Origin of the sequence: Aliishimia ponticola (genome assembly GCF_004803475.1) — a bacterium.
GTDB classification, from domain to species: domain Bacteria; phylum Pseudomonadota; class Alphaproteobacteria; order Rhodobacterales; family Rhodobacteraceae; genus Aliishimia; species Aliishimia ponticola.
Window position 1 is genome coordinate 77237 of record NZ_SRKY01000003.1, and the last position, 26222, is coordinate 103458.

The following is a 26222-nucleotide window of genomic DNA, read 5'->3' on the forward strand; positions in this document are numbered from 1 at the left end:
ACCTACCCGATAGAGTAGCGGCATGAACAGCCACCCCAATATGTTGCATCAACCCGCCTTCCTCGATGTCGAAAGCTCACTCAGCGGACGGCGCTGGGTTGGCCCGTCGATCGAACTGGACCGCGCGGCAGAGGCGCTGACCCAAGCCACCCGCCTGCCCCGCCCCGTGGCGCAGGTACTGGCTCGGCGCGGCATTGCCGCGGACGAGGCGGACGGCTTTCTCAACCCGGCTTTGCGCGACTTGCTGCCCGACCCGCGTTCGCTCCGCGATATGGAAAAAGCCGCAACGCGCCTTATCCAAGCGGTGCAGCGCAAGGAACGGATTGCCGTCTTTGCCGATTACGACGTGGATGGCGGCACCTCGGCGGCGCAACTGATCGTCTGGCTGCGCCATTTCGGACGCCCCGCAACGCTGTATGTGCCCGACCGGATCGACGAAGGTTATGGCCCCAACGCGCCAGCCATGGCCGATCTTGCTGCCGCCCATGACCTGATCATCTGCGTCGATTGCGGTACGCTCTCTCATGATGCGTTGGCCGCTGCGACAGCGGCGGAGGTGATCGTGCTTGACCACCACCTTGGCGGCGAAACCCTTCCCCCGGCGCTGGCCGTGGTAAACCCCAATCGGCAGGACGAAAGCGGCGATCTGGCGCATCTATGCGCGGCCGCCGTCGTGTTCCTTTGCCTTGTCGAAGCGAATCGGCAATTGCGCGTCTCGGGTCAAAGCGGCCCCGACCTGATGCGCTTTCTCGACCTGGTGGCCTTGGCGACCGTGGCCGATGTGGCCCCGCTGATCGGCGTGAACCGCGCCTTTGTGCGCCAAGGGCTGAAGGTCATGGCCCGTCGCGACCGCCCCGGCCTCGTCGCGCTTGGCGACTGCGCGCGTATGGATACCGCGCCTGCGGCCTATCATCTTGGCTATGTGCTGGGTCCGCGCGTGAATGCTGGCGGGCGTGTGGGCCAGGCCGATCTGGGCGCGCGCCTTTTGTCCACCGATAACCCGCATGAGGCGCAGGCGCTGGCCGAACGGCTGGAAGGGTTCAACACCGAGCGGCGCGAGATCGAAGCCGCCGTGCGCGCCGCCGCCATGACCCAAGCGGAAGAGCGCGGGCTTGACGCGCCGCTGGTCTGGGCTGCGGGCAATGGCTGGCACCCCGGCGTGGTCGGTATCGTCGCCTCGCGCCTCAAGGAGACCGCCGGCCGCCCTGCGATCGTAATCGGGGTCGAGGATGGGATCGGCAAAGGCTCCGGTCGGTCTGTCTCTGGCATCGACCTTGGTTCGGCCATTCAGCGGCTCGCAAGCGAAGGGCTGTTGATCAAGGGCGGCGGGCATAAGATGGCCGCAGGTCTGACGGTGGCCGAAGATCAGATCGATGCCGCGATGGCGCGCCTGTCAGAGCTGCTTGCCCGGCAAGGCGCTGGCGCGCTGGGTCCGGCAGACTTGCGGCTGGACGGCATGTTGATGCCCGGAGCGGCCAATGTGGACCTTGTCGAAATGCTGGAAAACGCAGGGCCGTATGGCGCGGGTGCATCCGGGCCTCGCTTTGCCTTTGGCGATTGCGCGATTCTCTTTGCCAAACGCGTGGGCGAGTCGCATCTGAAGATCACCTTCGGCGACGGTTTGGGCGCGCGGCTGGACGCGATTGCATTCTCTGCCTTTGACGGTCCGCTCGGCCCCGCTTTGCTGGATCACGGCGGCAAACGCTTTCACCTTGCCGGGCGGCTCGACATCAATACATGGCAGGGCCGCCAGTCGGTTCAACTGCGCCTTGAGGACGCCGCGCTTGCCACGTGATCCGCGATTAGGAAAAACTTGAGGATCGGTGTTTTTTCTACTTGCGCCCCCGCGCGCGATTGCCTAAACGACCGCTCACAGCAGCGCTGGCCCGTTCGTCTATCGGTTAGGACGCCAGGTTTTCAACCTGGAAAGAGGGGTTCGATTCCCCTACGGGCTGCCACTTTTCTCCAATTTCCTCTGTTTTACTGGGCTTTTTGCCACCCAGTGTCCCACGATTTGTGGGGCGTGGGACACTTTGACCGGCAGCGGCAGCTTCGGCACGCAGCGCGGCACGCTCGGCGAGACGCGCACGATCGACGCGCTTCGTATAAATCGCAGCAGTTTTCGGGTCGCTGTGCGACAGGTGAGCCATGACCTCGTAGACAGAACCCGATGCTTCGGCGATCTGCTCGGCGCGGCGCTTTCGAATGCCATGTTGCGACCGGGTGGCGCGCATCTTGGGTATCCCGGGCTTTTCCATGACTGGAGCACCAGCATCGTCGAGGACCGGCTCGCAGAGCCCGGCAGCAACGATCCACTTGCGCACCGCGTTGTCGAGCGAACCTGACGACGCGAACGGTGTGCCCTTCTCGGTCAGGAGATATGCCCGGGCGTCAACGGGCAGGTTTGCGGCTTCGAGCATGAAACTCCACGGCAGAGGAAGCTGGACCTCGGAGGAACCCTTTTTCGACGGTTGAAACCGGATATAGAGACGCTCGTTCCGGGTAATTTCGTGCTGCGGGCCAAGGATGTGCATGTCGCCAATACGTCCCGCAGTGGCCTCAGCGAGAAGAAACCACCGGCGGGCCATAGTGCCGGGTCCGTGGTGCGCCAGAAACCGTTCCGCATCCGCATCGCTCCAAGGTTCTGCGCCACCCTTTTCGACATGTCCGCTCTGGACCTTGTGGACCGGACTATCGATCGGATACCCGTAATCCTCGCCCCAGCGGTATGCTGCGCGGAGAGCCTTCAGGCAGGTGTGCGCCGCCCCAGTGCGTGCCCCGAACGAGTCTCGGATGTGCGCGAAAGCTTCCCTGGGGAGTGAGGCCTTCATCGAGCCCATTCGCATTTTCTTGTTTGGCGAGAGGCAATCCCGAGCCTGTTGCAAGCCGGTCCTGCGGCTATTTAGTGTGGCCTGCTTCAGGTTACCCGCTTCGACTTGAACCTCCATCCGTTCGAGAAACCTCTCGCAGAGTTCGTCGAGCGTATTCTTGGCCGGCTGGGGCTTGGCTTCCTTCGTCAGTTTCAGCCCAGCTCGTGCAGCGAGGTAGTGGTCTTCGAAGTCGTCATGATCGGGACTGACCGGGATAGTGATCTTCTTCGTTTTCTGCCCTTCAACGCGAACACGCCAGCGAGGTGTCCCCGCCGGCGTCTTCTCTTCGCAGAGGCCTTCGTAAGTCTTGCTGATCTTCATATTCCATCTTCCCAGGATGGGGCGTCGTCTCCATCTGGTGCGACCTTCACCCTGTTGTTTGTTGCGATTTCTTCCGACGGGGGCTCGTTCGAATTGCCCGCCACGTCGACGCAGAACGATCCGTCCGCATGCACTCTGACCGCACCCGGCTGAAGCCCGGCCGAAATCATCGCGTGGATCACGTTGGAGATCGATGAGCGGGATGGCTGAGCAGCGGGCATTGGCATTCACTTCCTTGGACGGAAGAATAGTGGGTTGATCGCTCTCGGCCGACTCGTGAAAAACCGGGGAAAAACTCGGTTCAGTTTAGTTTTTGCCGCAAGTCATTGTTTTCAATTGAATCATTTTTCTTCGCCAAAGGCGTTTTCGGTCAAGCGGCGTTTCGACTGAGCAGCAGATGGAGTGAGGTCGAAACGCCAACGTCCAGTGATCCGGCCGGACGCTGAGACCCCGAGGGGGCTTCAAGGGGCGGCGCCTTGTGAAGTGGCACCGCCCTCGGGTCAGGCGTCCAGAATCTCCTGGGATACGCGCATGGCACGGGCGCCATGCAGCACGGCGCTGACCATATCTCTGACTCCGTGCAGTTCGTTCGCGCATTGGATCAGAGCATGTGTCTGACAGTCAGCGTAGATGACTTCGTAGCCGCCCCTCACGTGGTTCTCATCCGCCTCCCAACCGACATGTGTCGTGGAATTGATCTTCGCGGTGAGAGTTTCGAGAAACGTGCCAAGATCATCAACGAACGCATCATCGAAAATCTGTGCTTTCTCGAGACGCCGAGCGAGGAGCTCGGGAAACGCCCGGCGCGACGGCGGAAGCGCCGGAACGACTGTATGGCGCAGACCAGCGGCGGCGATCCACGCTTCAGTGAGGGCCGCAGCAACCAGAGCGACCAGCAGATCCTGGTTCATTTCGGTGCTGTCGTTGGCATCCGCGGAGCGAACTGGAGATACGGTTGCGACGCTCATGCCGCCACCTTCCGCGCGGCGGGTGCAGATGCTGCTTCTTCGGCATCGCGAAAGCGGCCAACTGCGCCCTGAAAACCGTCGGCGAGCAGACAGATCTCCTCAACAACCGGGCTCGCTGGATCGATCAACGCAAAGCACGCGGCTTCGATCCGTTCGGGATCATGGACGTTCTCGAGCATGAGCAGGTCCAACAAATCGTCGAGTGCCTCCAGGGTCCGGCGGGATGGCATAGCGTCGGCGGCGAGGCCATCGATAAGGGAATGTGCGAGGCGTGCGCCAGGATGGCCGCCGAGCAGTGAAGCGGCATTGAGTAGTCCCTCGCGTTGCTCAGCAACGTAGGTGCGCAACTCGCCCAGGGCAGACGGAGGGGCAGCGTAGGTTTCGGTGGTGTCGAACATGATATCTCCCAATCGGAGGTTTCCGGCGCGGGGCCGGGTCAAGCGTTCGTTCTTCTTCACCGTCGGTTCTGTTATTTGCGCCTTTCGCCTCATCCTTTCGCTTCGGCTCTCGCAATGAGGAGCCGAAGCGAAAGGATGGGCCAGCGCCTACCCAAATTTGCTCGCCGCACGCGGCATGAGGGGCCTGCTTCGAACGGCGTTGCCGGGGGCGTGAATGGGAGAGGTCAAGGAGAGGGCATGTCCTCTCTTTGCTGTGGCCGGGGAAGCCAGAGCAGAGGGGGGTCCGGGCGGAGAGTGCGGAACGACTCCATCAGGCCGCCGGAGGCGCAGGTGGGCGCATGGCGCGCACCTGTCGGCTGTCCGCCCAGGACCGCCCGCCGCGTAGGCGCCCCGCCGGAGGCGCGGGGTCCCGGGGCAGCACCCCGGGCGAACGGGGAGCAGAGCGCAAAGGCCAACGGCCGGTGCGCTCTGCTCCATAGTGAGTAGACACCTGAGCGCATCCACAAATGCGCGCACGCGGGGCCGCCGAAGGCGGCCCCGGTCCCGAAAATTAGGGACACCCTCTACTGGGGCGTAATTCCCTGCAATGACGGAGCCTGCGAACCTCATTGTCCTGCGATACGAGCGCGTCACCTACCACGGGGTCGGTGGCATTGAGGTGCATGGCAAGCGCCAGGGCGGGGACCTGTCGAACGTCGACCCCACACGCACGCATCTCAACGAATTCCCGATCGGTCACGCCGGCCTCCGCGAGATCGTGGATGCGCACATCGTCCAGATGCAAATGGACAATGCCGATCGTAAGCGCGCGTCGCTGAAGCGTCGTCGGCGCAGGACCGAACTCGAGGAACTTGACAACGCCCTCGAGGTGGCTGGTGACGATCCCCATGCACTTGCGGAGGTCATGGGCTGGCCCTGGGACCAGAAGAACGTGCACCCCTTCACCGAGGGCATCCTGTCGGTTTCCCATGAATGGTTTCTCAACCAGGACGGCCAGATCGATGTGACCAAGGTGGATACCTTCCGCGAATTCGCGCTCGGATACCTGGCGGAGGAATTCGGCGATGAGGTTCTCTACGCCCGTCTCGATCTCGATGAAAAGACCCCGCATCTTTCGTTCCTGATCGCGCCGGAGCATGAGAACCGGAAGACCAAGCGTCGCGAGCTGAGCCACCGGCAGCACCGTCTCTTCGGGATGGAAGAGGTCCAGTCACTTTTCGACGACGAAGAACCCGACCCAGCGCTCACGCGCAAGAGCTATGAGCTCCTCCAGGACCGCGTGGCTGATTACGCGCAGGCTCGTGGTCTCGATTTGGTTCGCGGGGAGCGGAGGGCGGCGCAGGAGCGCGTCCAGCGGCAGGCTGGCGAGGAGGTGACGAAGCGCAAAAACATTTCGCCATCCCGTGGGCGTGAAATTGCTGCGATCGAGGCTGCTGAGGCCACGAAAGACAGAGAGCAAGCTGCCATGGAAAAAGCTGCCGCCGAGCGCGATGCGTTGGCAGCGAGCAATTTGCGGGAGGAGATCAGTCAGGCCTTGGATGAAGCGCAGGCGTCACGGGTAGCTGCGGAACGGGAGCTGCGGAAGGCAAAGGAAGAGCGCGCCGCGCTGGCGGCGAGGGAGGAGACTCTGCGCATCGGAACGCAGGCGATCATCACGGAAGAGCTCACCTATGCGCCTCCGACTGCGGAGAGGGCCGAGGGGCTTACGTGGGGCCGGAACAAGCCAAAGACCGCAGAACGGCGAGCTTGGCTCTCCGAGAAGATCAAGCCGGCGCGCGACTGGCTCGTCGGGTTCGCTCGGTCCATTTTCGGGTTTCAGCAACAGCGCGATGCCGCCCTCGCCGATCAAGAGGCTCGGGCGCAGGCGATCATTGAGGCGGAGAGCCGACAGGGACGGAAGCCGGCGCAGACAATGCTCGATCTGGTCAATGAGGCCGGCGCGGCTCCAGGAAAGGAGCTACCAATTCCAAATGCTTGGGCGCTGCCCCGGGAAATGACGGCGGATCAGATCGACAAGCATCTGGCTGCCATGACGAACACCTCGATCTGCGATGCCTATGCGCCTACGCGGGATGCACGGGATCTGACCGAGCACAGCGACATGCAGGCGCGCTACACGGCCGGTTTGCATCACCTCCTCAAGGAGGCAGAGAGGCGTGGACTGAATGTCGAGTTGCGCGAGCACCATCCCGCGAAGGCAACTGACCCGAAACGAGCGCGGCTGCACGCAGACTCGCCGCCAATGGCGATCCACGTGGTTCGTTACGATCGCACGCTTCAGCGGAGTTGATGCACCGAGCTTCCTTGACCTGTCGTTTGCCCGTTTGAGGATACTCAATCGCCGCCAAGTGCGTCAGCCTTGGCCGAAGGTGTCGACATGGGGAGGTCGGCGGTTTCTGGACCGTCCGAGGAACGCGGCCGCCGCGCACCCTTCCGGGCTTTCGCATCCTCACCGGTTTCATCTTCAGTATTTCGAAATGGTGAGAGCATCGCGAAGATCGCATCGCGCTCTGCCAGCCGGGCGTTTGCCGCTGCAAGCTCTGTAGTGGCCGCCTCGAGCCGGTTGCGAAGATCGGCACATTCTACGTCTGCCGCGTCAGCCCTCGCCACCTCCTGATCACGGGCCGCCTCAAGCAGTCCGATGATCCCCTGCATCTCAACCATGTCTTGGCGGTGGCTATCATCCTTGGCTGCCTGGGCGCGGCGCAGATCGACGATCTCACCGTTCTGAAGGTCACGGGTGCGGGCCCAGAGATCCTTCAGCATCTGCTCGTGCGCCAGACGTAGGTCGTCCGGGATTTCGGGCATGTTGGCGAGCTTGGTCTGGGTTGCGAGTAGTCGATCCTTTACCGCTCGGGCCGCTGGCCCGAGGCGCGTGAACGACGTCTTCACAGTCTCGTTCAACTGCTGCTGTGTCGGCATCTTGCCATTGTTCTCCGCCATGAAACTCAGGATGGCGGCTTCGGTCCTGCGCAGCAGGTCCGGGTCTATCTCGCTCGCGGGCGCGAAGGTGCTCTCGTGCTTCGACATGATTGTTCTCCAATCGTGGGTGTAACGCCCGGTAGCGATATTACCGGGTATTACCGCCCCACCACGGGGCGGCAGGAAGGAAGTTGGTTCGATTGATCCTGACCGGAAGCTGAATACGCGTCATCTCCACATAATTCGGGTAGATTAGTAGCTTCGCGCCTGCTGGGATGCAGGGTTCGGGGCGAGTCGAAGGCGCGATGTAGGCATTTTCTCAAACACCACAAATAGCGTGCGCCGCTGCGCATCCATCAGTATATTGTCAACTCTGTGGTTGTAACCAAGCTCGTGTTCTGGCTTTATTCCAGAAACGAAAATCCAGGGGAGAACCATGTCGAGGCAGGCTACCGGTCGCGCATCAATAGAGCTCTTCGCAGGCGCGGGGGGGCTGGGAATTGGCTTGTCCCAGGCCGGTTTCGAGCCGCGCATGGTCGTGGAATACAACCGCTGGTGCTGTGACACCCTGCGAGACAACCATGGGGCCCTTGCTGATGATGAGAGCGATCCTGACGCTGCCTGGCGGGTTGTCGAAGGCGACATCCGCAACGTCAGCTTTGAGCAGTTCGAAGATAAGCTTGATCTCGTCTCGGGAGGTCCACCCTGTCAGCCGTTCTCGCTCGGAGGTCGGCATCGCGCATTTGATGACGCTCGAGACATGTTCCCTCAGGCCGTTCGTGCCATTAGGCAAGCCAGGCCGCGCGCGTTCGTGTTTGAAAATGTGAAGGGGCTAACCCGGGCTTCGTTCATGAGTTATTTCGAATATGTGAAACTTCAGCTGGAACACCCGGAATTGATCGCGAAGGACGACGAGGACTGGCAAGATCATCTGGCTCGCCTGGAGCAGCACCACACCGCAGCGAAGAGGGATGGCCTTCATTACAAGGTCGTCACAAAGCTCCTGAATTCCGCAAACTTTGGCGTGCCTCAACGGCGAGAACGCGTTCTTTTCGTTGGGTTTCGAGATGACGTCGACGCGAAGTGGAGCTTCAAGGAGGATGGAACTCACACACAGGCTGCGCTCGTCTGGGATCAGACGTTCGGAGATTACTGGGATCGTCATGAGGTCCCGAAAAAGGACCGTGTTTTGGAAGGTCGTTCAAAACTGATGGCGAAGCGCCTCTCGAAAGACGAGATGCCAGAGTCGCTTCCATGGCGCACGACGCGTGAAGCGATAATTGATCTCCCTGACCCAGAGAAGGCACCGAAGGCGGCGGCGAGGATCGATAACCACCGTTTCCAGCCCGGTGCGCGGGTCTATCCTGGCCATACCGGCAGCTATCTGGACGAGCCGTCGAAGACGTTGAAAGCCGGTGTGCACGGCGTCCCTGGAGGAGAAAACATGTTGCGTCGAGCAGACGGGTCAGTGCGCTACTTTTCGACGAGGGAAGCTGCACGAATCCAAACATTCCCTGACGATTACCGCCTACACGGCGCCTGGTCTGAATGCATGCGCCAGCTCGGAAATGCCGTCCCTGTGGAACTCGCCCGTGTCGTCGGCGAGAGCGTTGCGAAGCAACTTGACGAGGCCGCTTGATGCCCGGATTCGCGGAGCTCGAATTTGACCTCCCAGGAGCGCTCTTGAAAGCGATCTTGGAACGCCTCGACGATATTGAAGCGGCTGACCTGACTGTTGCCAACATGACTGACATGCCTGAGGAGCAGGGCGTATACGCCCTCTATCTCAAGGACCCACAGCGACTGGTCTATATCGGAAAGACAGACAGTGAAGCCGGGCTGAAGCACCGCCTGACGCGTCATGCCAGGAAACTCATCGGACGAAAAAACATCACCGCAGCGGATGTGCAGTTCAAAGCTATCCGCCTCTATGTTTTCACTGCCATGGACTTGGAATATGCACTGATCCAATATCATGGTGGGGTCTCGCAAGTCGCTTGGAATAACTCGGGCTTCGGGTCAAACGATCCTGGAAAGGAACGAGACACAACAAGCTACAAGCCAGACCACTGGGACACGCAATATCCGATCGATCTGGATCATGTCTTCGTCCAGTTCGACCCTGGCGACTACAGTGTGGACGAGGTGATGGGGCGGCTGAAAACGGAACTGCCCTTCCTATTGCGGTATCAAAGGCCCGGCCGTTCTCGAAACTCCTTCCACGAAGACTTTGAACGCGCGAAAGTAACGGTTGCTCACCGGGGCGCCACAACCCGCGAGTTACTCCAGCTATGCATGCGCGCGCTACCGCACGGCTGGCATGCGACGGCTCTTCCGAGCCACATTATCGCCTACAAGGATGATCGGCGCCGCTTTCCCAGTGGCGAGGAAATCGCCCGATCCTGATGCCGAATCCGGCGCGCCCTCCGATGACCCGCTCCGAGGTTATGTCTCGCGTGCGCGGCAAGGACACCAAACCCGAAATGATCATCCGGCGCGGCCTTCATAGCCGGGGGTTTCGATATCGCCTACATGACAAGAAGCTGCCCGGTCGGCCTGACATCGTTCTGCCACGGTGGGGCGCGGCAATTGAGGTCAGAGGTTGCTACTGGCATGGCCACAGAGGCTGCGGCCGGATACCTAAGACGCGCCGGGAGTTCTGGGGCCCCAAGATCGCTGGAAACAGGGAGCGCGATGCCCGGAACGAGGCTGCGCTGCTCGGTGCCGGATGGCGGCTCCTGATCGTGTGGGAATGTTGCCTCGTCGGCACTGGCCGCTGGGATCGCGAAGAGCTCCTCGACCAGATCGCTGAGTGGGTTCGTAACGGCAGAGAGTTTCTCGAGTTGGAGGGGGCCGGCGCTTCTGAAGTCACGTAAGGTTGTGAATTTGCCCCCTCGCCTGGGATGTCGCCTTTCAGCCCTTCTATGCCGGTCGAGCAGGGGTTTGCACCACGGCGGCTATGTTCGGTTAGCAGATCTTTATGCCTTTTCTACGAGCACATGACCTCGGCTGAGTGCGCGTGGCCACTGGACCTGTGGACGGGAAATGGATTTGAGACAGCGCGAGCGTCCAAGATGTAGGTTAGAATGAGGGCTATGGGCTTGACCGCCTAAGGTGGTGAGCGGCAGGGTATCTCGGTAGTAATGGAGGCCAGCGGCAACATGACAATCATTCTTGATCCGAATTCGATCAACCTAAGCCCTGAAACGGTGAATTTGCTTGAAGAGGTGAGTGAAGCTGCTGAGAAATTGAATTCGCTCAAGCCGTTTGATGAAGACGTCGACCACCGGGTTACGAGAGAATTCTTGCCCGACAGGGTTACAGCAAGCCTCAATATCGAAGGCATAGCAGTCACCCGACGCCAAACTCTCTTAATGATGGACTCAATGACGCTATCTGCGAGTGGATCAAAAGAGGAGAGGGAACTCCTGAATGCGTTGCGGGCTGATGAGTTTGTTTACGATTTAGCGAAAAGAGATGAAGGCATTTCCTCCCTAAGCATTCGGGAGATCAACAAATTGATCTTGGACGGCGTTCGTGATGGGGCCGGAAGCTTTCGAGATCAAGATGTCCAGATTTCTGGATCGCAATTTCAACCTCCTGACTTTATGAGCGTCCCTCCGCTCGTTTCTGAGATGATTGACAAATTTCAGCATACCTTGGGATTGCATCCAGTCGTTCGCGCTGCTTGGCTCCACGGGACGTTCACAAAAATACATCCTTTTATTGACGGCAATGGGCGCACGGGTCGACTGATCCAGGATTTTGTTCTTATGCAGGGAGGGCTTTATCCTACGGGTATCCCATCCAGCATGCGAGACAACTACTATGATGCATTGGAGCAAGCTGATAATGGAAAGTGGGACGACCTTTGTCAGATGATCTGCCAAGTTGAACTCAATCTAATTTCTCGAGTTCAGGCAATTGTTGATGAAGTCAAGTCCCGGGGCCAATTTGTTTCACTCCTCGCCGCGAAGGCGAAGGAAAAGAAAGTTGGAAGACTTCATAAGCAGTATGTCGTCTGGCGACAAAGGATGGAAAATTTTCTGCACCTACTGACAAAAACCTGTGATGAAGTAAATAACGCGAGTGATGTCATTCAGATACGAACTGAGACCTTCGAAATCATTAGCTTCGAAAAATGGAAAGAGGTCTCGGACAACGGTCGTGCAGCAAACACGTGGGCGGCCAAGCAGACCTGGCTGATTGATGGTGTGGCACTCTATCGAACGATCTTATTCTTCCGACGGCACGATTTTCGACCAGATGATGTTTTCAGCACAGACGTTCTTTACGGCACAGTTGCACTGAAGATTACTGGGGGCGAACCAATTTTGGGCGTGAAGTATAATTTCGATGCCTTTGGGGATGCGGAAATTCATTTTCGGGAAATTTTGTGGGTGGATGAGCGCCTTCAACTATTGACCTTTGCCGGAGAGACGCGAACAGGAAGATTTGGCAATGAAGAAGTCTGGAAAACGGAGGAGCTAACTGAAAGCTCTTCTGCAATTCAAGGCCTCATCGAAGACATATTTATGAGAAAGCTCGGCTTGGGCGCGTAACCTGACGAACCTCGAGTGATTGGATGAGAGCAAAACGGGTCTGCTTGACGTTCTCCTCTATGGCATAAAAAGACTTTGCAAAGCCTGCTTCCCGCGTGATCTCTGACACGCGCGCAAAGTGCAGCGAACGGCTGCTCTCCGCCCGATCTGCGCGTCATCGTCTTGAGAACGCTGTCTCGGGGCTGGCCACGGTTCAGTGTTTGGTTGCCAAGTTCGCGGGCGAAGTGGGCGACGCCCCTCGTCTTGGTCTCAGTGTGGCCAAGAAAGCTTTCGCGTCCATTCACGTGCAATGGCCGAACCCCGAACATTGAGACCTGGGATCGAAGTTACCGAGCGCCTACGCAATAATGAACGAGAACAGCGGTGATCACGACGCAACGGCTCGACGCCCACTGCCTATGAGTAGACGCCGATAGAGTCGTGACTGAGAGCAATGTTGGTGGGACACCCTGACGCCAAGTAATTGTTTCTCATAGGCCCGATTCCAAGGGGGTGTGGGACACATTCCTCCTTATTTCTTGGGCATTTTGTCTGAGTGTGAATCCCCTACGGGCTGCCACCGCTGACGTCCCCCAGACCATTCGATGACCGATCGCGGACTGCCGCGACTTTGACCGTTCACGGTGACGTGTTGCGTTCCGCCGCTTATCCACATGCATCGGCTGGCAACCCGCGGGGTGGCACGCTACGTTCTTAAGTAGACCCTTGCTGAGTATGGATCGCGCGTGCCTGTTTCCCGCCCCTTTCGTTTGACTGCTGCCCTCTGTCTAAGCCTGTGCGCCACGGGGGCTGCTGCCCTCGACACGCTGAAATTCAATATCGCGTCCGAGGATGACGACCTGCGCGATGCGCTGCGATCTGCCTCTCTGGTACGTCTTGCCAGAGACGAAGAACGCACCGGGTCCGAGGACATCATCGCCGCCGCGCTGGCCGATTACCGGCGACTGCTGAGCGTGCTGTATCAGAACGGGCGCTATTCGGGTGTGGTCAAGATCAGCATCGACGGGCGCGAGGCGGCATCGATCAACCTGCTGCGCCTGCCTGAACGGATCGCCCGTGTCGAGATCAGCGTGACACCGGGCCCGCGGTTCCGCCTTGGCCGGGCCGAGATCGCGCCGCTTGCGCCCGGTGACAGCCTGCCGCCGGAGTTTCGCACCGGAGAAACGGCGCGCAGCACAGTCATTCAAGACGCGGTCCAAAGCGGGATCGATGGCTGGCGCCAAGAGGGCCACGCCAAGGCTGCCGTCGCCGCACAAAAGCTGACAGCAAACCACGCGGATCGCCGGGTCGATGCGCAGATCACGCTCGATCCGGGGCCGCAACTGCGCTTTGGCACGCTGCAAATCGACAGCAGCAGCAAGGTGCCCGAAAACCGCCTGCGCAAAATCGCCGGGCTGCCCTCGGGCGAGGTCTATGACCCCGATGAGGTCACGCTGGCAGCAAAACGGCTGCGCCGGACCGGCACGTTTTCTTCCGTGACACTGACCGAGGCCGAGGCCGCCAACCCGGACGGCACGCTGGATTTCGGGCTGGAAGTGGCCGATTCCAAACCGCGCCGGTTCGGTTTCGGGGCCGAAATCGCGTCGCTGGAAGGGCTGACCTTGTCCGCCTTCTGGATGCACCGCAACATCACCAACCGCGCCGATCGGCTGCGCATCGACGGCGAGATCGCGCAGATCGGCGGCCAGTCGGGCGGCTATGAGGGCGGCGTCGATTATTCCATCGGGCTGCGCTTTGACCGGCCTGCGGTCTATGGCCCCGATACCGGCGGTTTTGCCTATATCCGGCTCGAACGCGAGGATGAGCCGACCTATCTGCAGGACTCCTTCGAGATCGGCATCGGCGCCACGCGCTATATCTCTGACGAGTTGGAGGCCGAACTGGCGGTGGCCTATACCTATTCCGAAGAAACGGACGATTACGGGACCGACACGTTTTCCTATATCTCGCTGCCCGGCAGCCTGACATGGGACACCCGCGACACCCTACTGGACGCCACCGAAGGGCAATATGTGGAACTCACCGCGACGCCCTTTGCCGGGTTCAAGGGCACCGGATCGGGTGGGCAGATCACGGCGGATGCACGGGTCTATCGCCGCACGAGCGACCGGCTGGTGCTGGCCGGGCGGCTGCAATTCGGATCGCTCATTGGCCCCGATATCGAAGACACCCCCGCCGATTTCCTGTTCTATTCCGGCGGCGGCGGCACTGTGCGCGGACAACCCTATCAATCGCTCTTCGTGACACAGGATACGGGCGAGGAAACCGGCGGGCGCAGCTTTCTTGGTCTGTCCGCCGAAGTACGGGCCGAGGTCACCGAAGCGATCGGTTTGGTCGCTTTCGCCGATGCCGGTTACATCGGCGAAGAAAGCTTCATTGATGGCAGCGGCGAGTGGCACGCGGGGGCCGGGCTGGGCCTGCGCTATAACACCGGGATCGGGCCAATCCGGCTGGATGTCGCGGCCCCGGTCAGCGGCGATACGGGCGATGGTGTGCAAATCTATGTCGGCATCGGGCAGGCCTTCTGATGCGGCGGGTTCTGATCCTTTGGCTGGTCATCCTTTGGCCCTTTGCCGCCGTGGCACAAGACAGCGACGACCGTGGCCGCCTTCAGGCGTTCCTTGAAGACAGCCTGTCGGATGCCGGGCGCACGGTCTCCATCATCGGGTTCGAAGGCGCGCTCAGCTCGCAGGCGCGGCTCGAAGAACTCTCCATCGCGGATGAAACGGGCACCTGGATCACCCTGCGGGACGTGGTGCTCAGCTGGAACCGCTCTGCCCTGCTGCGCGGCGCGTTGGAGGTGGAGGAACTCTCCGCCGCTGAGCTGATCCTGCCACGTTTGCCCAGCAGCGACGACAGCGGCCCCACGGCCGAGGCGAGCGGGTTTGACGGCTTCTCCGTCCCCGAACTGCCGGTCTCTATCGAGATTGGCGCGTTGGTGATCGACCGGGCGGTGATCGGCGCGGATATTCTGGGACAGGACGCAGTGTTCCGCCTGTCCGGCGCGGCGCAATTGGCGGGCGGCGCGGGCGAGGCAAGCCTATCCGTGACCCGCACCGATGACGGCCCGTCCGGCGCATTCGAACTGGCGGCCAGCTTTGAAAACGACACGCAGGAACTGGAAATCGATCTGTCGCTGGCCGAGGATTCCGGCGGCATCGCCTCTGCCCTGAGCGGCCTGCCGGGCGCGCCCGCAATCGACTTTGCCGTGACCGGCGACGGCGTGCTGAACGACTTCACTGCGGACATTGTCCTTGCCACCGATGGCACCGAACGGCTGGGCGGGCAGATCACCCTGACCGGCCTGACGGACGATACGGAACGGCGGCTTGCAGCTCAGATCGACGGCGACATCCGCCCGCTGTTGCCCGAGGGCGAGGCACGCGATTTCATCGGGCCACGCGCCGCGCTGGATGCGGTGACGCTGCTGCGCTCCGACGGGGGGGTGACGTTGGAACGGCTGACGCTGTCGGCGCAAGCCTTCGAAGTCGAAGGTGCGTTGGCGCTGGCCGCCGATGGCTGGCCCGAAGCCTTTGACCTGACGGGGCAAATGCGGCCCGTGCGAGGGAACCGGATCACCATTCCGGGCAGCGATGTGACTGCGGCAACTGCCGACCTGTCGCTGCAGTATGATAGCGCCGAGGGCGCAGGCTGGACCGGAACGGTCCGCCTGACCGATGCCCAAAGCGCGCAGGCCAACCTTGGCGCGGCGCGGCTATCTGGCGCGGGGACCATAACCCGGAACGGCACAGGTCTGGGCGCGGTGGATGGCGACGTGACGCTGGACATCACCGGGCTGGAGCTTGCGGACCCGGCGCTGGCGCAGGCGGTGGGCGCGGAACTGACCGGCGCGCTGTCCTTCGCCTATGCCGAAGACCAGCCGCTGCGCTTCACCGAGATCGACCTGATCGGCGCGGGCACCACCGCACGCGGGCAGATCACGCTTGCCGGGCTCACCGATGGGCTGCGCTTGACGGTCACCCCCGATCTGACCGTGAACACGCCGGACCTTGGCCGGTTTTCCGCGCTGGCGGGCCGCGCATTGGAAGGTGCGGCGCGGCTGCGCCTGACCGGACGGGCCGAACCCATTGCAGGCCGCTTCGATCTGGCGCTGAACGGCAGCACCTCTGGCCTTGCGGTGGATATCGCACAGGTCGACCCGCTGCTTGAGGGCACCGGCGCGCTGGACGCCAAGGTGCGGCGCACCGAAGAGGGCACCTTTCTGGAGACCTTCACGCTGGGCACCGACCACGTGACATTGACAGCCGAAGGAGCGCTGCAAACGGGTAAAAGCCGCATCGATTACAGCTTTGACCTGCCCCGGCTGGAACGCGCCCTGCCCGAGCTTCCCGGTGCGTTCAGCGCCACAGGCACGGCCCGACAATCGGGCGAGACATGGACCGTCACCACCGATCTGAATGCGCCCGGCAATGCCACCGCCCAGCTTGAGGCGCGCGCCACACTGACCGACGCTCTTGGCCCGATCACCGGGTCGCTCACCGCGCGGATCGACCAGCTGTCCGCCTATTCACGTCTGGCGGGGCGCAGCCTTTCGGGCGCTCTGGACGCTCGGGCGACGGGCACGGTCAATCCCGAAACGCTCGCCTTCGAGGTGGATGCGACCACCACGGGACAAGACCTGTCCATCGCGCAGGCAGAGGTCGACACATTGCTGCAAGGCACTTCGACAGTCACGGCCAAGGCCCAAGGCGACGGCAATGGCGCCTATCAGATCGAAAGCCTGCAAGCGCGCAGCAGTCAGTTGCGGGCCGATCTTTCCGGCACCTACAGCGCGGCGCAGACCAATTTGCAGTTTGACGTCGGGCTGAGCGATTTGGCGCGTTTCGTCAGCGGCTTGACGGGCGGAGCAACCGCCCAAGGCACGCTGTCCCATGATGGCGGACCTTGGCAGATTGCCACCGACTTCACCGGACCGGGCGGCACCTCTGCGCGGGTATCCGGCACTGCGGCACAGGATTTCCAGACGGTGAACCTCGCCGCCAGCGGCAGCGCGCATATCGCGGTCGCCAACCGCTTCATCGCGCCCAACATCGCCTCTGGTCTGGCGCAGTTCGACCTGCGGATCGACGGCGCACCGGGGCTGGATGCCGTGTCCGGGACCGTGCAGACCAGCGACGCTGCATTGGTGGCCCCTGGCCAACCTGTCGGGCTGCGCGATATCGCGGGCACGATCCAGCTTGGCGCGGGCACGGCGCAGGTCGACATAACGGCAGATGTCACGCCGGGTGGGCGGGCAACCGTCACGGGCCCTGTCACGCTCAGCGGCGATTACAACGCCAATCTTGCGGTCGGCTTGCGCAATATCGAACTGGAAGAACCCGGCCTGCTGGATACGACCGCAACCGGGAACCTGACCGTGCGCGGGCCACTTACCGGCGGCGCGTTGATCGCCGGGCGCATTGACCTTGGCGATGTGAATATCCGGATTTCCGACGCCTTTGGCAGCAGTGCGGGCGATTTGCCCGGCCTGACCCACATCAATACGCCGTCCGACGTGCGCCAGACGCAAATCCGGGCGGGCGTCACGGACACGAAGCAAGGCGACAACAGTGAGGAAAGCAGCGGGCCTGCCTACCTGCTTGATGTCACGGTCGCTGCCCCGTCACGCGTGTTCGTGCGCGGACGCGGGCTGGATGCGGAACTGGGCGGCACCATTGCGGTTGGCGGTACGACCTCTGCCATTGCCCCGTCCGGGCGTTTCGACCTGGTGCGCGGTCGCATGGATATTCTGGGCAAGCGGATCGACCTGATCGAAGGCTACGCACAGCTGCGCGGCGGGCTTGATCCGGCGATTTACCTGCTGGCGCAGACCGATAGCGGCGATATCGTCATCAATATCACGGTGGAAGGCACCGCGTCGTCACCAGAAATTTCCGTGTCTTCGACCCCCGATCTGCCGCAGGATGAGGTCTTTGCCCAGCTTCTCTTTGGCAAGGACTTGACCGAGATCAGCGCCTTTCAGGCCCTGCGCATCGCCTCGGCGGTGGCCACTTTGCTGGGCAAGGGCGGCGATGGGATCGTCAGCCAATTGCGCGAGGGCTTCGGCCTCGACGATCTGGATGTGGTGACGAACGACGACGGGACCACCGCCGTGCGCGCGGGCAAATATATATCCGAGAACGTCTATTCCGATGTTACGACCTCCAGCGATGGCGATACTGAGATCAACCTGAACCTCGATGTCAGCCCCAACCTGACCCTGCGTGGATCGGCCGGATCGGATGGCCAAACCGGGCTGGGGATTTTCTTCGAAAAGGACTACTGACCGGTCCGGGCCGGATCGGCCGCAGGTTTCGCCCCAGTCCGCCGCGGCCTTGCCGGAACCGGCGGAATATTCGCGTCAAGTTCCGGATCATAGAAGGTCTGGCGCCCGCGCCCTGCGCGCTTGGACGCATAAAGCGCCACGTCCGCCTGGTACATCACAAGTTCTGACGAAGTGGCAGCAGCACCGTCCCAGATCACCGTACCGATACTGCCGGAGATCCGGCTGATCTGGCCCTGATAGTCATGCGGTTGTTCCAGTTGGCGAATGATCCGCGTTCCGATGCACCCCAATTCCTTGGGCGACAGAAGCCCCGGCAGGACGACCACGAATTCATCGCCCCCCACACGGGCCACGATATCGGAGGCGCGGGTGCAGGCGCGAAATGCCTTGGCGGTTTCCACCAGCACGAAATCGCCCGCAGCATGTCCCAGCGTATCATTGACCTGTTTGAAGAAATCCAGATCCACATGCATCAGGGCAAAGGCCGTGCCGCGTTCGATCATCCGTTCCAACGCCAGATCCAGCGCCCGGCGATTTTCCAGACCGGTCAGCATATCGGTAAAGGCCTGCGCTTCGGCTGCCGCGCGGGCCTGTTCCAATTTGGTGTTGAGCTTGCGAGAGGCATCCATCGCCACTGTCTTCGCCTCGATCAGGTACAACATCTCAATCGCGTGGTCGGTCGCGGCGAAATCGGTCTGGGTCAGGGCAAAATCATCCACCGCTTGCAGCAGCGACAGGCCGAAGGACAGATTGAGAATGAATGTCCCATCCTCCAGCGGAACGGCCACACCGCTGAGCGCCGTGCGCGGCCCGTCGCGCAGGCTTAGATGCAGCCGCCGTCCAAAGATCGCTTCGAGTTCGCCGATTGTCTGCACCTCGCGCGGGCGCGTGAGGTAGAACACCTCCAGCAGGCGTTCCCCTTCCCAAGTGGCGTGCGGGCGCAATTTTCGCGTGGTCGGGCCGGCATGCAGGATATGCCCGGTGCGGCTGACGCGCAGGTGCATCGGCGCGAGGATGTCCAGCGCCTGCGCCGTGGGCAGGGAATGTAGGCTCATGGCACCATCGCCCGCAGTTGGAAGTCTCGGCCCTGCGCGAAACGGGGTTCCAACAGCTCGATCGAGACGATTTCCGTTCCCGCCCCGCTGCCGCCGTGGTTGACCAGCGCCAAGGCCCCGTAGTCATCCGCCATGGTGCGCAAGATACCCACAAGCACATGGCCGAACCCCGGGAAGTCGCCCCGGCAGGTCAGCGAGAACCGCTGCACGGAATGTTCCCGCAGGCGAATTTCTGGCAGCAGCAGGTCTGGCACCGCGAGTTTGGCGCGGCCCGGCAGATCATCCAGCGAATGCAGAAAATCGTCGAACGTGACGCCGCCAAAACGCAGCAAGCGTCGCACCGGCTCCATATTTGGGCGGCTCACGAGATAGGTGCCGATATCCTCTAAAATATCGTCAAGCGGCATATTCAGTTCGACGCTCAGCTCTTCCAGAACGCGGTGCCCCACCGCTTTGGAATAGAAGAACATCGGTTCGAATTCCCGTTCCCCCATGCCGGCGCGATCCATCACGCGCGCCCAACGCACAGGACCGTAAAGGTCCTTCGTAAAAACTTGAACCGCACTGAGTACCAAACCATGCATATCGCGCCACCTTCTCAACCAAGGATAGGCGCTGGAATGTGAATAATCTGCGAACAGGTCGAGTTTTACTTATTTCGCTCCGGCCCGGACTTAGAAATCCGTGGGGGCGCCCCCCTCTTCCTTGCGGCGTGCAACGAAGGCGGCAAGCTCGTCGCGGCGTCCTTCATCAAAGGCCGGGGCCTCGAATTCTGCCAGGATTTCCTTGAACTTGAGATGCGCGCGCTCTGCCGTCCAGACCCCGCCCGAGGCCTCCCATGCTTCGAAATTCTTCCAGTCCGAAACAAAGGGCTGATAGAAGGCGGTGGCATAGCGTTTCTGCGTGTGTTCGATCCCGAAGAAATGGCCGTCACTGCCGACCGAACGGATCGCATCCAGCGCGATATCCTCCGGCCCGGTCGCGACGATCTCCGGCTCGAAATAGCGCTGGATCATCTGCAAGACTTCGCAATCCATGATGAACTTTTCGGGGCTGGCGATGAGCCCGCCCTCCAGCCAGCCTGCCGCGTGATAGACCATATGCGTGCCCGACTGCACGGCGGCCCAAAGGCTGTTCGAGGTTTCCCACATCGCCTGACCATCCGGCACATTGGCGGCGCAAACGCCCGAAGACCGCATCGGCAACCCATAGAACCGCGCCATCTGCCCCGTCATCTGGGTGGAGCGCATATACTCTGGCGTGCCGAAGGCAGGCGCGCCCGATTTCATATCCACATTGGACGTGAACGTGCCGATGACGCAGGCACAGCCCGGCGCGACATACTGGAACAGCGCAATCGCGCAAAGCGCCTCGGCTATGGACTGGGCCACCGCCCCCGCCATCGTCACCGGGGCCATCGCGCCCGCCAGCGTAAAGGGGGTCACGACCACCGCCTGACCGCGCCGGATACACCGCAGGCAGCCGTCGATCATCGGGAAGTCATGCTTGAGCGGCGAGGTCGAGTTGATGTTCGTATACATGCGCGGGCTCTGCACGAATTCTTCTTCCGTCACGCCATGGGCGATCTTGACCATCTCCATCACGTCTTCGACCCGCTCTTTACCCAGCGAATAGGCGTGCATCACCTTATCGGTCAGCGTCAGCTTGTCATAAAGCACGTCCAGATGGCGCACAGAGGCGTGGATATCCACCGGTTCCACCGGATAGCCGCCCGCAAAGTGGATGCAGTTGAAATACTGCGTCAGTTTCAAAAGGTTCTGGCATTGCTCGCGCGTGCCGGACACCTTCTTGCCGATCTCCATGTCGAAATAGTTGGGCGGCGAAGAGACATTGCCGAACAGGATGTGATTGCCGCCAATCGTGATGTCATGGGCCGGGTTGCGCGCCGCGATATTGAACTGCGACGGGGCTTTGGCGATCATTTCCATCACGAAATCGCGGCCCATGAAGACCTTCTCGCCCTCGATCTTGCAGCCAGCTTCGCGCAGGATTTCCAATGCTTCCGGGTTCAGAAAATCGATGCCGATCTCTTCGAGAATGCGCATCGCGCCATCATGGATCGCTTCGACACCTTCGGGCGTCAACGGCTCTGTCGGGCGGTCCGTGTTGACCGGCAGCCGCCAAGGCATTTGTTCGATCGCCGCGCTGCCGCGCCGTTTGGCTGCGCCCGCGCGCCCGCCACCACGTGTCCGTCGCTGTGTCCCGGTCTCCGACATTTCTGTCTCCTCGCTTGACTTAAGCCGAACAATGACCGCTTTCGGCGGGCACATCTTGTCAATTACGACAGCAGGTGTCGCGTTTGGCAAAGGGGCTGGCAGGAAATTTCGCAGAGCCTCTGGTGCGGCCTGATCCGGCGGCGCGCATAGCGCGGCGCGCCGTTGCACCGACCGCGCAGCCTTATCCGCCCGTTAACCTTAACGCCCCAGCAAGGTTAACGCCGTGGCGGATCTTCACCGGCCATATGCCCGCGCCACGCGCTGCCAAAGCCGCGCAAGCTGGGCCGCCAGCATTCAGGGACTCAGGCACAGCAGCACATTCGGCAAATTTCGCCTTATCTGCATGTCATTGCGCGCGGTTTTCGTGTCGGTTTCAGGCCGTTTGGCCCGGCAATCGGCGTATGGACCACCGCGGCGCTGCGATCAGCGCGGTGTCGGTGCCTCGTTCCGGGTGGTCAGCCAATCCGGCATATGGCCGATATCGGGCAGCACCGCGTCGGCCAGATCGGCGAGGTCTTCGGCCACCGCGTAGCCGGTCAGAACCCCCACCGTCGTAAAACCCGCAGCGCGCCCGGCCAGCAGGTCGTGACGGCTGTCACCCACCATGATGCAGCGGTCCGGGGCCAGCCCCATCGCGTCGGCAAAGGCCAGCAACTGGCCCGGCGCGGGCTTGCCGCCATACCCGCTGTCGAAACCGGCAATAAAATCAAAGATCTCGGCCACACCCGCGGCCCTGAGATGGGCGTGGGCGGGCGCTTCGGCGTCGTTCGTGGCAACGCCAAGACGCAAGCCCCGGTCCCGCAGGTGTTCAAGCAGCGGGCGCAGCGGGACGGCCTCCACCTGCGGCGCGCGGGCAGCCTCTTCATTCATCAAATTCACGATTTGAGGCAAGGACTTACCGGGCAAGTGGCGTTCCAGCGCCCGCGCGACCTCCATCGGTGTTCCGGCAATCACCACGCTATGCGGTGCAAAGCGCCCCGCCGCCAGATCATAACCCACCGCATCGCCCAGTTCGCGCGCGTGATCCGCGTTATCGGCAAGCCGGGTCAGAAAGGCTTTGGCCCAGGCATCCCATGTGCGCGAAAAGTCCAGAAGCGTGCCGTCCTTGTCGAAAAGGATGCCCGCGAAATCGGAAGATGTCATGTCCAGTGAACCTGTTCCCCGCCGGGCAAGGCGGCCCGGGCCTGCATGAGACTCTCATAGGGTTGCTCCAGGTGATCGCAGCATTGCCGGACCCACTGATCGTCCATCATGACGAAGTCGAGAACCGCGCCCAGAACCTCTGGATCGCCAGCCCGTTCGCGCAGCCCCTGCTCTGACAAACCGCTGGCCCCCAGAAACACGCCCAGCAGGTCATCCTGCCCCGCCAGCCATTGCAAAACACCCAGGGCGAATGTCTCGGCGGATTCTTGCGACAACATGAAGAACTCCCCACAGTTTTACGGTTTTGTGAAACCCTTTGTTAATACTTGCACGGCAGTAATATCGCCATCCGATTTTCCGAGCGAAGGGCGTTATACGGTGCAGGCATCCTTGTTAATCGTTGACAATATCGCGACGAACCGCGCCGCGCTCAAGGTCAAGTTGTCCGCTGCTTGGTATGATGTTTCAACCGCAGCGACCGCACATGAAGCGATAGAACGCGCCGCCGACATCATGCCCAACCTCATCATCGTCAGCAACCAGTTGCCTGACATGAACATGGCGGAGTTCAGCGCGCATCTCAAATCCCGTTTCGACCGTGCGACACCGCCGTTGATCGTTCTGACCGACCCCATGACGGAGCATGAGCCGCTGCTGCGCTCCGGGGTGGAGGTGGTCCTGAGCCAGCCTGTCGACGACAACCTGTTGATCGCGCGCATCCGCTCAGTGCTGCGGATGACCGCGGCAGAGATGGAGTGGCGCCTGCGCGAGGGCACGTCGCGCGCCTTGGGCTTTGCCGAGCCCAAGCAAATGTTCGACTGCCCCATTCCCGTCATGTGCCTGAAAACCGGCGACCGGGTTCTGGACCACACGCTGACCGAATTGAACGAAAATGCCGGCGTCAACATGAACGTCATGGATATGCAGGCCGCCATGTGCGAGCGGAACAAGCTGACAGCTTGTTCGGTCATCCTGCTCGATCTTGATGGTCCGGCCCCGCAGCGGGCACTGACCCTGGTGCCGGAACTGCGGTCAAATTTTGCGACCCGGCATAAATCCATCCTGGTGATGGTGCCGACCAACCGCCGCGACCTTGCCGCGCAAGCGCTTGATCTTGGCGCGGATGATGTCGTGACACGCAATGCGACGGCTTCAGAGCTGTCGATCCGAGTTCAGCGTTTGCACAAGCGGCGCGAGATCAACGAAAGCCTGCGGTCGGTCATCAGAAACGGTGCGGAATCGGCCCTGCTGGACCCGCTGACCGGGCTGTATAACCGGCGCTATGCGATGCCGCATCTGGACCGGGTCGCTGAACAGTCGCGCATCTCCGGGCGCCCCTTCGCGGTGATGGTCGCCGATCTGGACCACTTCAAGCAGGTGAATGACTGGCACGGACATGACGCGGGCGATCAGGTGCTGACCGAATGCGCCCAGCGTCTGAAACAGAACATGCGCGCGGTGGATCTGGTGGCGCGGATCGGGGGCGAAGAGTTCCTGATCGTCATGCCCGCGACCGAACGTGCGGCGGCGCGTCAGGCGGCGCTGCGGCTGTGCCGCAAGATTGCGGAAACGCCGATCACCCTGCCCGGCACGGACAAGAAAATCGACGTCACGATCTCTATCGGGCTGGTGCTGAGCAATGGGGTCAGCGCGGATGTGGCCAGTGGGATGTTGCCGCCGGAATCACCCGATACGTTGATTTCCCGGGCGGACCGGGCGCTTTACCGGGCCAAGGAAATGGGCCGAAACCGGTTCATCATCGAACGCTCCGCCGCGTGACAGCCACCTGACTGCCGCGCGGCGCTTTTGCGTCATATCCAAAATCGCCTAGCCTACCGAAATATGCGCCGCATTTGTGCCACGAGGATCAGTCGCGTTTCGGCTTATGCCCGTCTTTGCGGTCGGGTTTGCGCCGCTGCAAGTGGCTTTCCAGCCGGTCTGCATAAGCTTCGCGCTCCTGCACGGTCATGGCTGTCACCCGTTCCAGCCATGCGCTTTCGATGGAAGCCTGGATCAGCCTGCCACGCTCTGCCTGCGAGGTGAGAACATCGGTCAGCACCTGCGTGTCAAGATCCTCGGCCCGCAATGCACTGAGCAACGCGCGCATATCCGCGGTGGTTCTGGACCGGTCTGCTCGCCGATCCTCGCGCAATTTGGACAACACGGCCCGGCGGTCCGAAGGTTCCAGCGCGGCGACCAGCGACAGCCCCGGCGGCGGCTTGCCGCTTGGCCCGTCCTTTGAAAACCGCCACGCCGTGCCAACTGCCAGCCCGGCGACCAGCAGGTTCATCCCGAGGGAGGCCACAAGCAGCAGTTTGATCCACATCGGAACCCGTGGGTTCGCGTTTTTCTCTGCCATGTCAGCCATCCTCCAGCGCGTACCAGTCGTCTTCGACCGAGCCTAACCAATAATCTGCATCCGCTGCCGCCTCCCCCGCCGCGAGGGACACGAATACCGCCGGATCCGGCAAGACAGACGGCGGCGCCACACCGATCCACAGCCCGGCAACCGTTGCGGTGACCAGTCCGCTCATGCCCAGCCAACCGCCGACCGAGGCGCGCAACATCTGAAACAGGCCCGGCGCTTTCGCGCGGCGGGGCTGTTCAGGGGTGCGCAATGCTGTCACCGCATCGCGTTGAATCCGTGCCAGAAAGGCCGGGTCCGGCGCAGGCACTTCCTCGCGCGCCAAATCGAACAGCGCGTCAAGTTCCGCTTCGTTCAGATCAGACTTGTTCATCTTCGAACCCCAGTTCAGCTTTGCGTCTGCCAAGCAATTGCGCTAAAGCGCGTTTTCCCCGCGCGGTCAGACTTTCCACAGCCTCCACGCTAATGTCCATGATCCCGGCAATCTCGGGATTGCCCAGACCTTCGATGTGCCGCAGCACCATCGCCTGTTGCTGCCGATCCGGCAGGCTGTTCAGCGCAGCATAAAGCGCCGAGAGCCGCGACTTGGCCTGCAAACGGGCCTCAGCCCCCGGCTGTTCGTCCATCGGCTCGGCCACACCGTCATCATCGAGCGAGGCCGTGCGCCCCCGGCGGAGCCGGTCGATACACAGGTTGGCCACCACCCGGTAGAGCCATGTGGACGGCTGCGCGCCGCCACTTTCGTCCCAATCGGGTGCGACCCGCCAGAGCCGCAGAAGCGCCTCTTGCGCGACATCCTCCGCCTCGGCATGGCTGCGCAGCATCCGAAAGGCTTGCGCGAACGCACGCCCCCCCAACGCATGTGCCAACTGCTGCGCGGCATGGTCGTCGCCAGCGACGGCCTTGCGCAGCAACGAGGTCTGCGTGTCACCATCGATATCCGGGGCCGTGGACGTCATGCGCCCAAAATCCCGGACTTACGATCCGACGTTTCCGTAGTCTTTCTAGTCATACGCGGGCGCTGTCTGCTCCAGAACTCGAACACGTCGAACGGTATCAGATGGGCCGCGCCGCAACCAGCCGAAGCTCTGCGGC

23 protein-coding genes and 1 tRNA gene are annotated in these 26222 nt (G+C 61.7%); 13 read left to right on the top strand and 11 right to left on the bottom strand.

Features of this window, described 5'->3' with window-relative positions; translation table 11 throughout:
- The first annotated feature begins 22 nt into the window (after nucleotides 1-22).
- The 5 genes from recJ to E4Z66_RS11510 all read left to right on the top strand — a co-directional run bounded on the left by recJ (nucleotide 23) and on the right by E4Z66_RS11510 (nucleotide 3344).
- Entirely contained in the window at nucleotides 23-1795 is a 1773-nt protein-coding gene (gene recJ, locus E4Z66_RS11490) for a single-stranded-DNA-specific exonuclease RecJ (protein WP_246035997.1), read from the top strand.
- 88 nt (nucleotides 1796-1883) lie between these two features.
- A tRNA-Glu gene (locus E4Z66_RS11495) sits at nucleotides 1884-1958 on the top strand.
- Between the two features lie 75 nt (nucleotides 1959-2033).
- Nucleotides 2034-2345, top strand: a complete 312-nt coding sequence (locus E4Z66_RS11500) for a hypothetical protein (protein WP_136463177.1) — start codon at nucleotides 2034-2036, stop codon at nucleotides 2343-2345.
- 126 nt (nucleotides 2346-2471) lie between these two features.
- Nucleotides 2472-2822 (top strand): hypothetical protein, encoded by a 351-nt coding sequence (locus E4Z66_RS11505; RefSeq protein WP_136463178.1) that lies wholly within the window; start codon nucleotides 2472-2474, stop codon nucleotides 2820-2822.
- Between the two features lie 114 nt (nucleotides 2823-2936).
- Nucleotides 2937-3344, top strand: coding sequence for a hypothetical protein (locus tag E4Z66_RS11510; RefSeq protein WP_136463179.1), 408 nt, complete (start codon nucleotides 2937-2939; stop codon nucleotides 3342-3344).
- A 347-nt stretch (nucleotides 3345-3691) separates the two neighbouring features.
- Here the strand turns inward: E4Z66_RS11510 and E4Z66_RS11515 are convergent, their stop codons facing one another.
- Nucleotides 3692-4159: a hypothetical protein gene (locus E4Z66_RS11515; protein ID WP_136463180.1), complete on the bottom strand. Its 468-nt coding sequence runs from the start codon at nucleotides 4157-4159 to the stop codon at nucleotides 3692-3694.
- Entirely contained in the window at nucleotides 4156-4557 is a 402-nt protein-coding gene (locus E4Z66_RS11520; RefSeq protein WP_136463181.1) for a hypothetical protein, read from the bottom strand. Before E4Z66_RS11520 ends, E4Z66_RS11515 begins: the two co-directional genes overlap by 4 nt.
- A 586-nt stretch (nucleotides 4558-5143) precedes the next feature.
- On the opposite strand from E4Z66_RS11520, the gene E4Z66_RS11525 reads away from it, so the two are divergent.
- Entirely contained in the window at nucleotides 5144-6847 is a 1704-nt protein-coding gene (locus E4Z66_RS11525; RefSeq protein WP_136463182.1) for a plasmid recombination protein, read from the top strand.
- Nucleotides 6848-6891: 44 nt separating this feature from the next.
- Here the strand turns inward: E4Z66_RS11525 and E4Z66_RS11530 are convergent, their stop codons facing one another.
- A complete protein-coding gene (locus E4Z66_RS11530; protein ID WP_136463183.1) occupies nucleotides 6892-7587 on the bottom strand; it encodes a hypothetical protein in 696 nt (231 codons plus the stop codon).
- Nucleotides 7588-7915: 328 nt separating this feature from the next.
- On the opposite strand from E4Z66_RS11530, the gene E4Z66_RS11535 reads away from it, so the two are divergent.
- The 6 genes from E4Z66_RS11535 (at nucleotide 7916) to E4Z66_RS11560 (ending at nucleotide 18327) form a co-directional block, all read left to right on the top strand.
- Entirely contained in the window at nucleotides 7916-9118 is a 1203-nt protein-coding gene (locus E4Z66_RS11535; protein WP_136463184.1) for a DNA cytosine methyltransferase, read from the top strand.
- A 44-nt stretch (nucleotides 9119-9162) separates the two neighbouring features.
- Nucleotides 9163-9885: a GIY-YIG nuclease family protein gene (locus tag E4Z66_RS11540; protein ID WP_168797786.1), complete on the top strand. Its 723-nt coding sequence runs from the start codon at nucleotides 9163-9165 to the stop codon at nucleotides 9883-9885.
- Nucleotides 9886-9908: 23 nt separating this feature from the next.
- On the top strand, nucleotides 9909-10355 hold the full coding sequence (locus tag E4Z66_RS11545; protein ID WP_136463186.1) for a very short patch repair endonuclease: 447 nt from the start codon (nucleotides 9909-9911) through the stop codon (nucleotides 10353-10355).
- 285 nt (nucleotides 10356-10640) lie between these two features.
- Nucleotides 10641-12041, top strand: a complete 1401-nt coding sequence (locus E4Z66_RS11550; RefSeq protein WP_168797787.1) for a Fic family protein — start codon at nucleotides 10641-10643, stop codon at nucleotides 12039-12041.
- Nucleotides 12042-12790: 749 nt separating this feature from the next.
- Nucleotides 12791-14569: an autotransporter assembly complex protein TamA gene (locus E4Z66_RS11555; RefSeq protein ID WP_246035998.1), complete on the top strand. Its 1779-nt coding sequence runs from the start codon at nucleotides 12791-12793 to the stop codon at nucleotides 14567-14569.
- Nucleotides 14569-18327, top strand: a complete 3759-nt coding sequence (locus E4Z66_RS11560) for a translocation/assembly module TamB domain-containing protein (RefSeq protein ID WP_136463189.1) — start codon at nucleotides 14569-14571, stop codon at nucleotides 18325-18327. Before E4Z66_RS11555 ends, E4Z66_RS11560 begins: the two co-directional genes overlap by 1 nt.
- Here the strand turns inward: E4Z66_RS11560 and E4Z66_RS11565 are convergent.
- The 5 genes from E4Z66_RS11565 to E4Z66_RS11585 form a co-directional block, all read right to left on the bottom strand.
- A complete protein-coding gene (locus E4Z66_RS11565; RefSeq protein WP_136463190.1) occupies nucleotides 18321-19382 on the bottom strand; it encodes a GGDEF domain-containing protein in 1062 nt (353 codons plus the stop codon). The genes E4Z66_RS11560 and E4Z66_RS11565 overlap by 7 nt on opposite strands.
- Nucleotides 19379-19966, bottom strand: coding sequence for a heme NO-binding domain-containing protein (locus tag E4Z66_RS11570; protein ID WP_136463191.1), 588 nt, complete (start codon nucleotides 19964-19966; stop codon nucleotides 19379-19381). The genes E4Z66_RS11565 and E4Z66_RS11570 overlap by 4 nt, the downstream gene beginning before the upstream one ends.
- Before the next feature lie 90 nt (nucleotides 19967-20056).
- The gene (locus tag E4Z66_RS11575) at nucleotides 20057-21619 is read right to left on the bottom strand and encodes a trimethylamine methyltransferase family protein (protein WP_136463192.1); all 1563 of its coding nucleotides are present in this window, start codon (nucleotides 21617-21619) and stop codon (nucleotides 20057-20059) included.
- Between the two features lie 423 nt (nucleotides 21620-22042).
- Nucleotides 22043-22762: an HAD family hydrolase gene (locus E4Z66_RS11580; RefSeq protein ID WP_136463193.1), complete on the bottom strand. Its 720-nt coding sequence runs from the start codon at nucleotides 22760-22762 to the stop codon at nucleotides 22043-22045.
- Nucleotides 22759-23040 carry a DUF3572 domain-containing protein gene (locus E4Z66_RS11585; RefSeq protein WP_136463194.1) on the bottom strand — a complete coding sequence of 94 codons (282 nt, stop codon included), beginning with the start codon at nucleotides 23038-23040 and terminating at the stop codon, nucleotides 22759-22761. Before E4Z66_RS11585 ends, E4Z66_RS11580 begins: the two co-directional genes overlap by 4 nt.
- Nucleotides 23041-23152: 112 nt before the next feature.
- On the opposite strand from E4Z66_RS11585, the gene E4Z66_RS11590 reads away from it, so the two are divergent.
- A complete protein-coding gene (locus tag E4Z66_RS11590) occupies nucleotides 23153-24541 on the top strand; it encodes a diguanylate cyclase (protein WP_168797788.1) in 1389 nt (462 codons plus the stop codon).
- 88 nt (nucleotides 24542-24629) lie between these two features.
- On the opposite strand, the gene E4Z66_RS11595 is transcribed toward E4Z66_RS11590, so the two are convergent.
- The 3 genes from E4Z66_RS11595 to E4Z66_RS11605 are packed head-to-tail and all read right to left on the bottom strand — an operon-like array spanning nucleotide 24630 to nucleotide 26086.
- Entirely contained in the window at nucleotides 24630-25121 is a 492-nt protein-coding gene (locus tag E4Z66_RS11595) for a periplasmic heavy metal sensor (RefSeq protein WP_168797789.1), read from the bottom strand.
- A 1-nt stretch (nucleotide 25122) separates the two neighbouring features.
- Complete coding sequence (locus E4Z66_RS11600) at nucleotides 25123-25500, bottom strand: hypothetical protein (protein ID WP_136463197.1); 378 nt, start codon at nucleotides 25498-25500, stop codon at nucleotides 25123-25125.
- The gene (locus E4Z66_RS11605; RefSeq protein WP_136463198.1) at nucleotides 25487-26086 is read right to left on the bottom strand and encodes a sigma-70 family RNA polymerase sigma factor; all 600 of its coding nucleotides are present in this window, start codon (nucleotides 26084-26086) and stop codon (nucleotides 25487-25489) included. The genes E4Z66_RS11600 and E4Z66_RS11605 overlap by 14 nt, the downstream gene beginning before the upstream one ends.
- Between the last annotated feature and the right edge of the window lie 136 nt (nucleotides 26087-26222).

What these genes read in the sequence shown, in the direction of transcription:
- E4Z66_RS11585 (WP_136463194.1), bottom strand. Translation starts at nt 23,040, where the DNA reads ATGTTGTCGCAAGAATCCGCCGAGACATTCGCCCTGGGTGTTTTGCAA.
- E4Z66_RS11545 (WP_136463186.1), top strand. Translation starts at nt 9,909, where the DNA reads ATGACCCGCTCCGAGGTTATGTCTCGCGTGCGCGGCAAGGACACCAAA.
- E4Z66_RS11535 (WP_136463184.1), top strand. Translation starts at nt 7,916, where the DNA reads ATGTCGAGGCAGGCTACCGGTCGCGCATCAATAGAGCTCTTCGCAGGC.
- E4Z66_RS11575 (WP_136463192.1), bottom strand. Translation starts at nt 21,619, where the DNA reads ATGTCGGAGACCGGGACACAGCGACGGACACGTGGTGGCGGGCGCGCG.
- E4Z66_RS11520 (WP_136463181.1), bottom strand. Translation starts at nt 4,557, where the DNA reads ATGTTCGACACCACCGAAACCTACGCTGCCCCTCCGTCTGCCCTGGGC.
- E4Z66_RS11580 (WP_136463193.1), bottom strand. Translation starts at nt 22,762, where the DNA reads ATGACATCTTCCGATTTCGCGGGCATCCTTTTCGACAAGGACGGCACG.
- E4Z66_RS11515 (WP_136463180.1), bottom strand. Translation starts at nt 4,159, where the DNA reads ATGAGCGTCGCAACCGTATCTCCAGTTCGCTCCGCGGATGCCAACGAC.
- E4Z66_RS11565 (WP_136463190.1), bottom strand. Translation starts at nt 19,382, where the DNA reads ATGAGCCTACATTCCCTGCCCACGGCGCAGGCGCTGGACATCCTCGCG.
- E4Z66_RS11525 (WP_136463182.1), top strand. Translation starts at nt 5,144, where the DNA reads ATGACGGAGCCTGCGAACCTCATTGTCCTGCGATACGAGCGCGTCACC.
- E4Z66_RS11530 (WP_136463183.1), bottom strand. Translation starts at nt 7,587, where the DNA reads ATGTCGAAGCACGAGAGCACCTTCGCGCCCGCGAGCGAGATAGACCCG.
- E4Z66_RS11550 (WP_168797787.1), top strand. Translation starts at nt 10,641, where the DNA reads ATGACAATCATTCTTGATCCGAATTCGATCAACCTAAGCCCTGAAACG.
- E4Z66_RS11595 (WP_168797789.1), bottom strand. Translation starts at nt 25,121, where the DNA reads ATGGCAGAGAAAAACGCGAACCCACGGGTTCCGATGTGGATCAAACTG.
- E4Z66_RS11605 (WP_136463198.1), bottom strand. Translation starts at nt 26,086, where the DNA reads ATGACGTCCACGGCCCCGGATATCGATGGTGACACGCAGACCTCGTTG.
- E4Z66_RS11560 (WP_136463189.1), top strand. Translation starts at nt 14,569, where the DNA reads ATGCGGCGGGTTCTGATCCTTTGGCTGGTCATCCTTTGGCCCTTTGCC.
- recJ (WP_246035997.1), top strand. Translation starts at nt 23, where the DNA reads ATGAACAGCCACCCCAATATGTTGCATCAACCCGCCTTCCTCGATGTC.
- E4Z66_RS11600 (WP_136463197.1), bottom strand. Translation starts at nt 25,500, where the DNA reads ATGAACAAGTCTGATCTGAACGAAGCGGAACTTGACGCGCTGTTCGAT.
- E4Z66_RS11570 (WP_136463191.1), bottom strand. Translation starts at nt 19,966, where the DNA reads ATGCATGGTTTGGTACTCAGTGCGGTTCAAGTTTTTACGAAGGACCTT.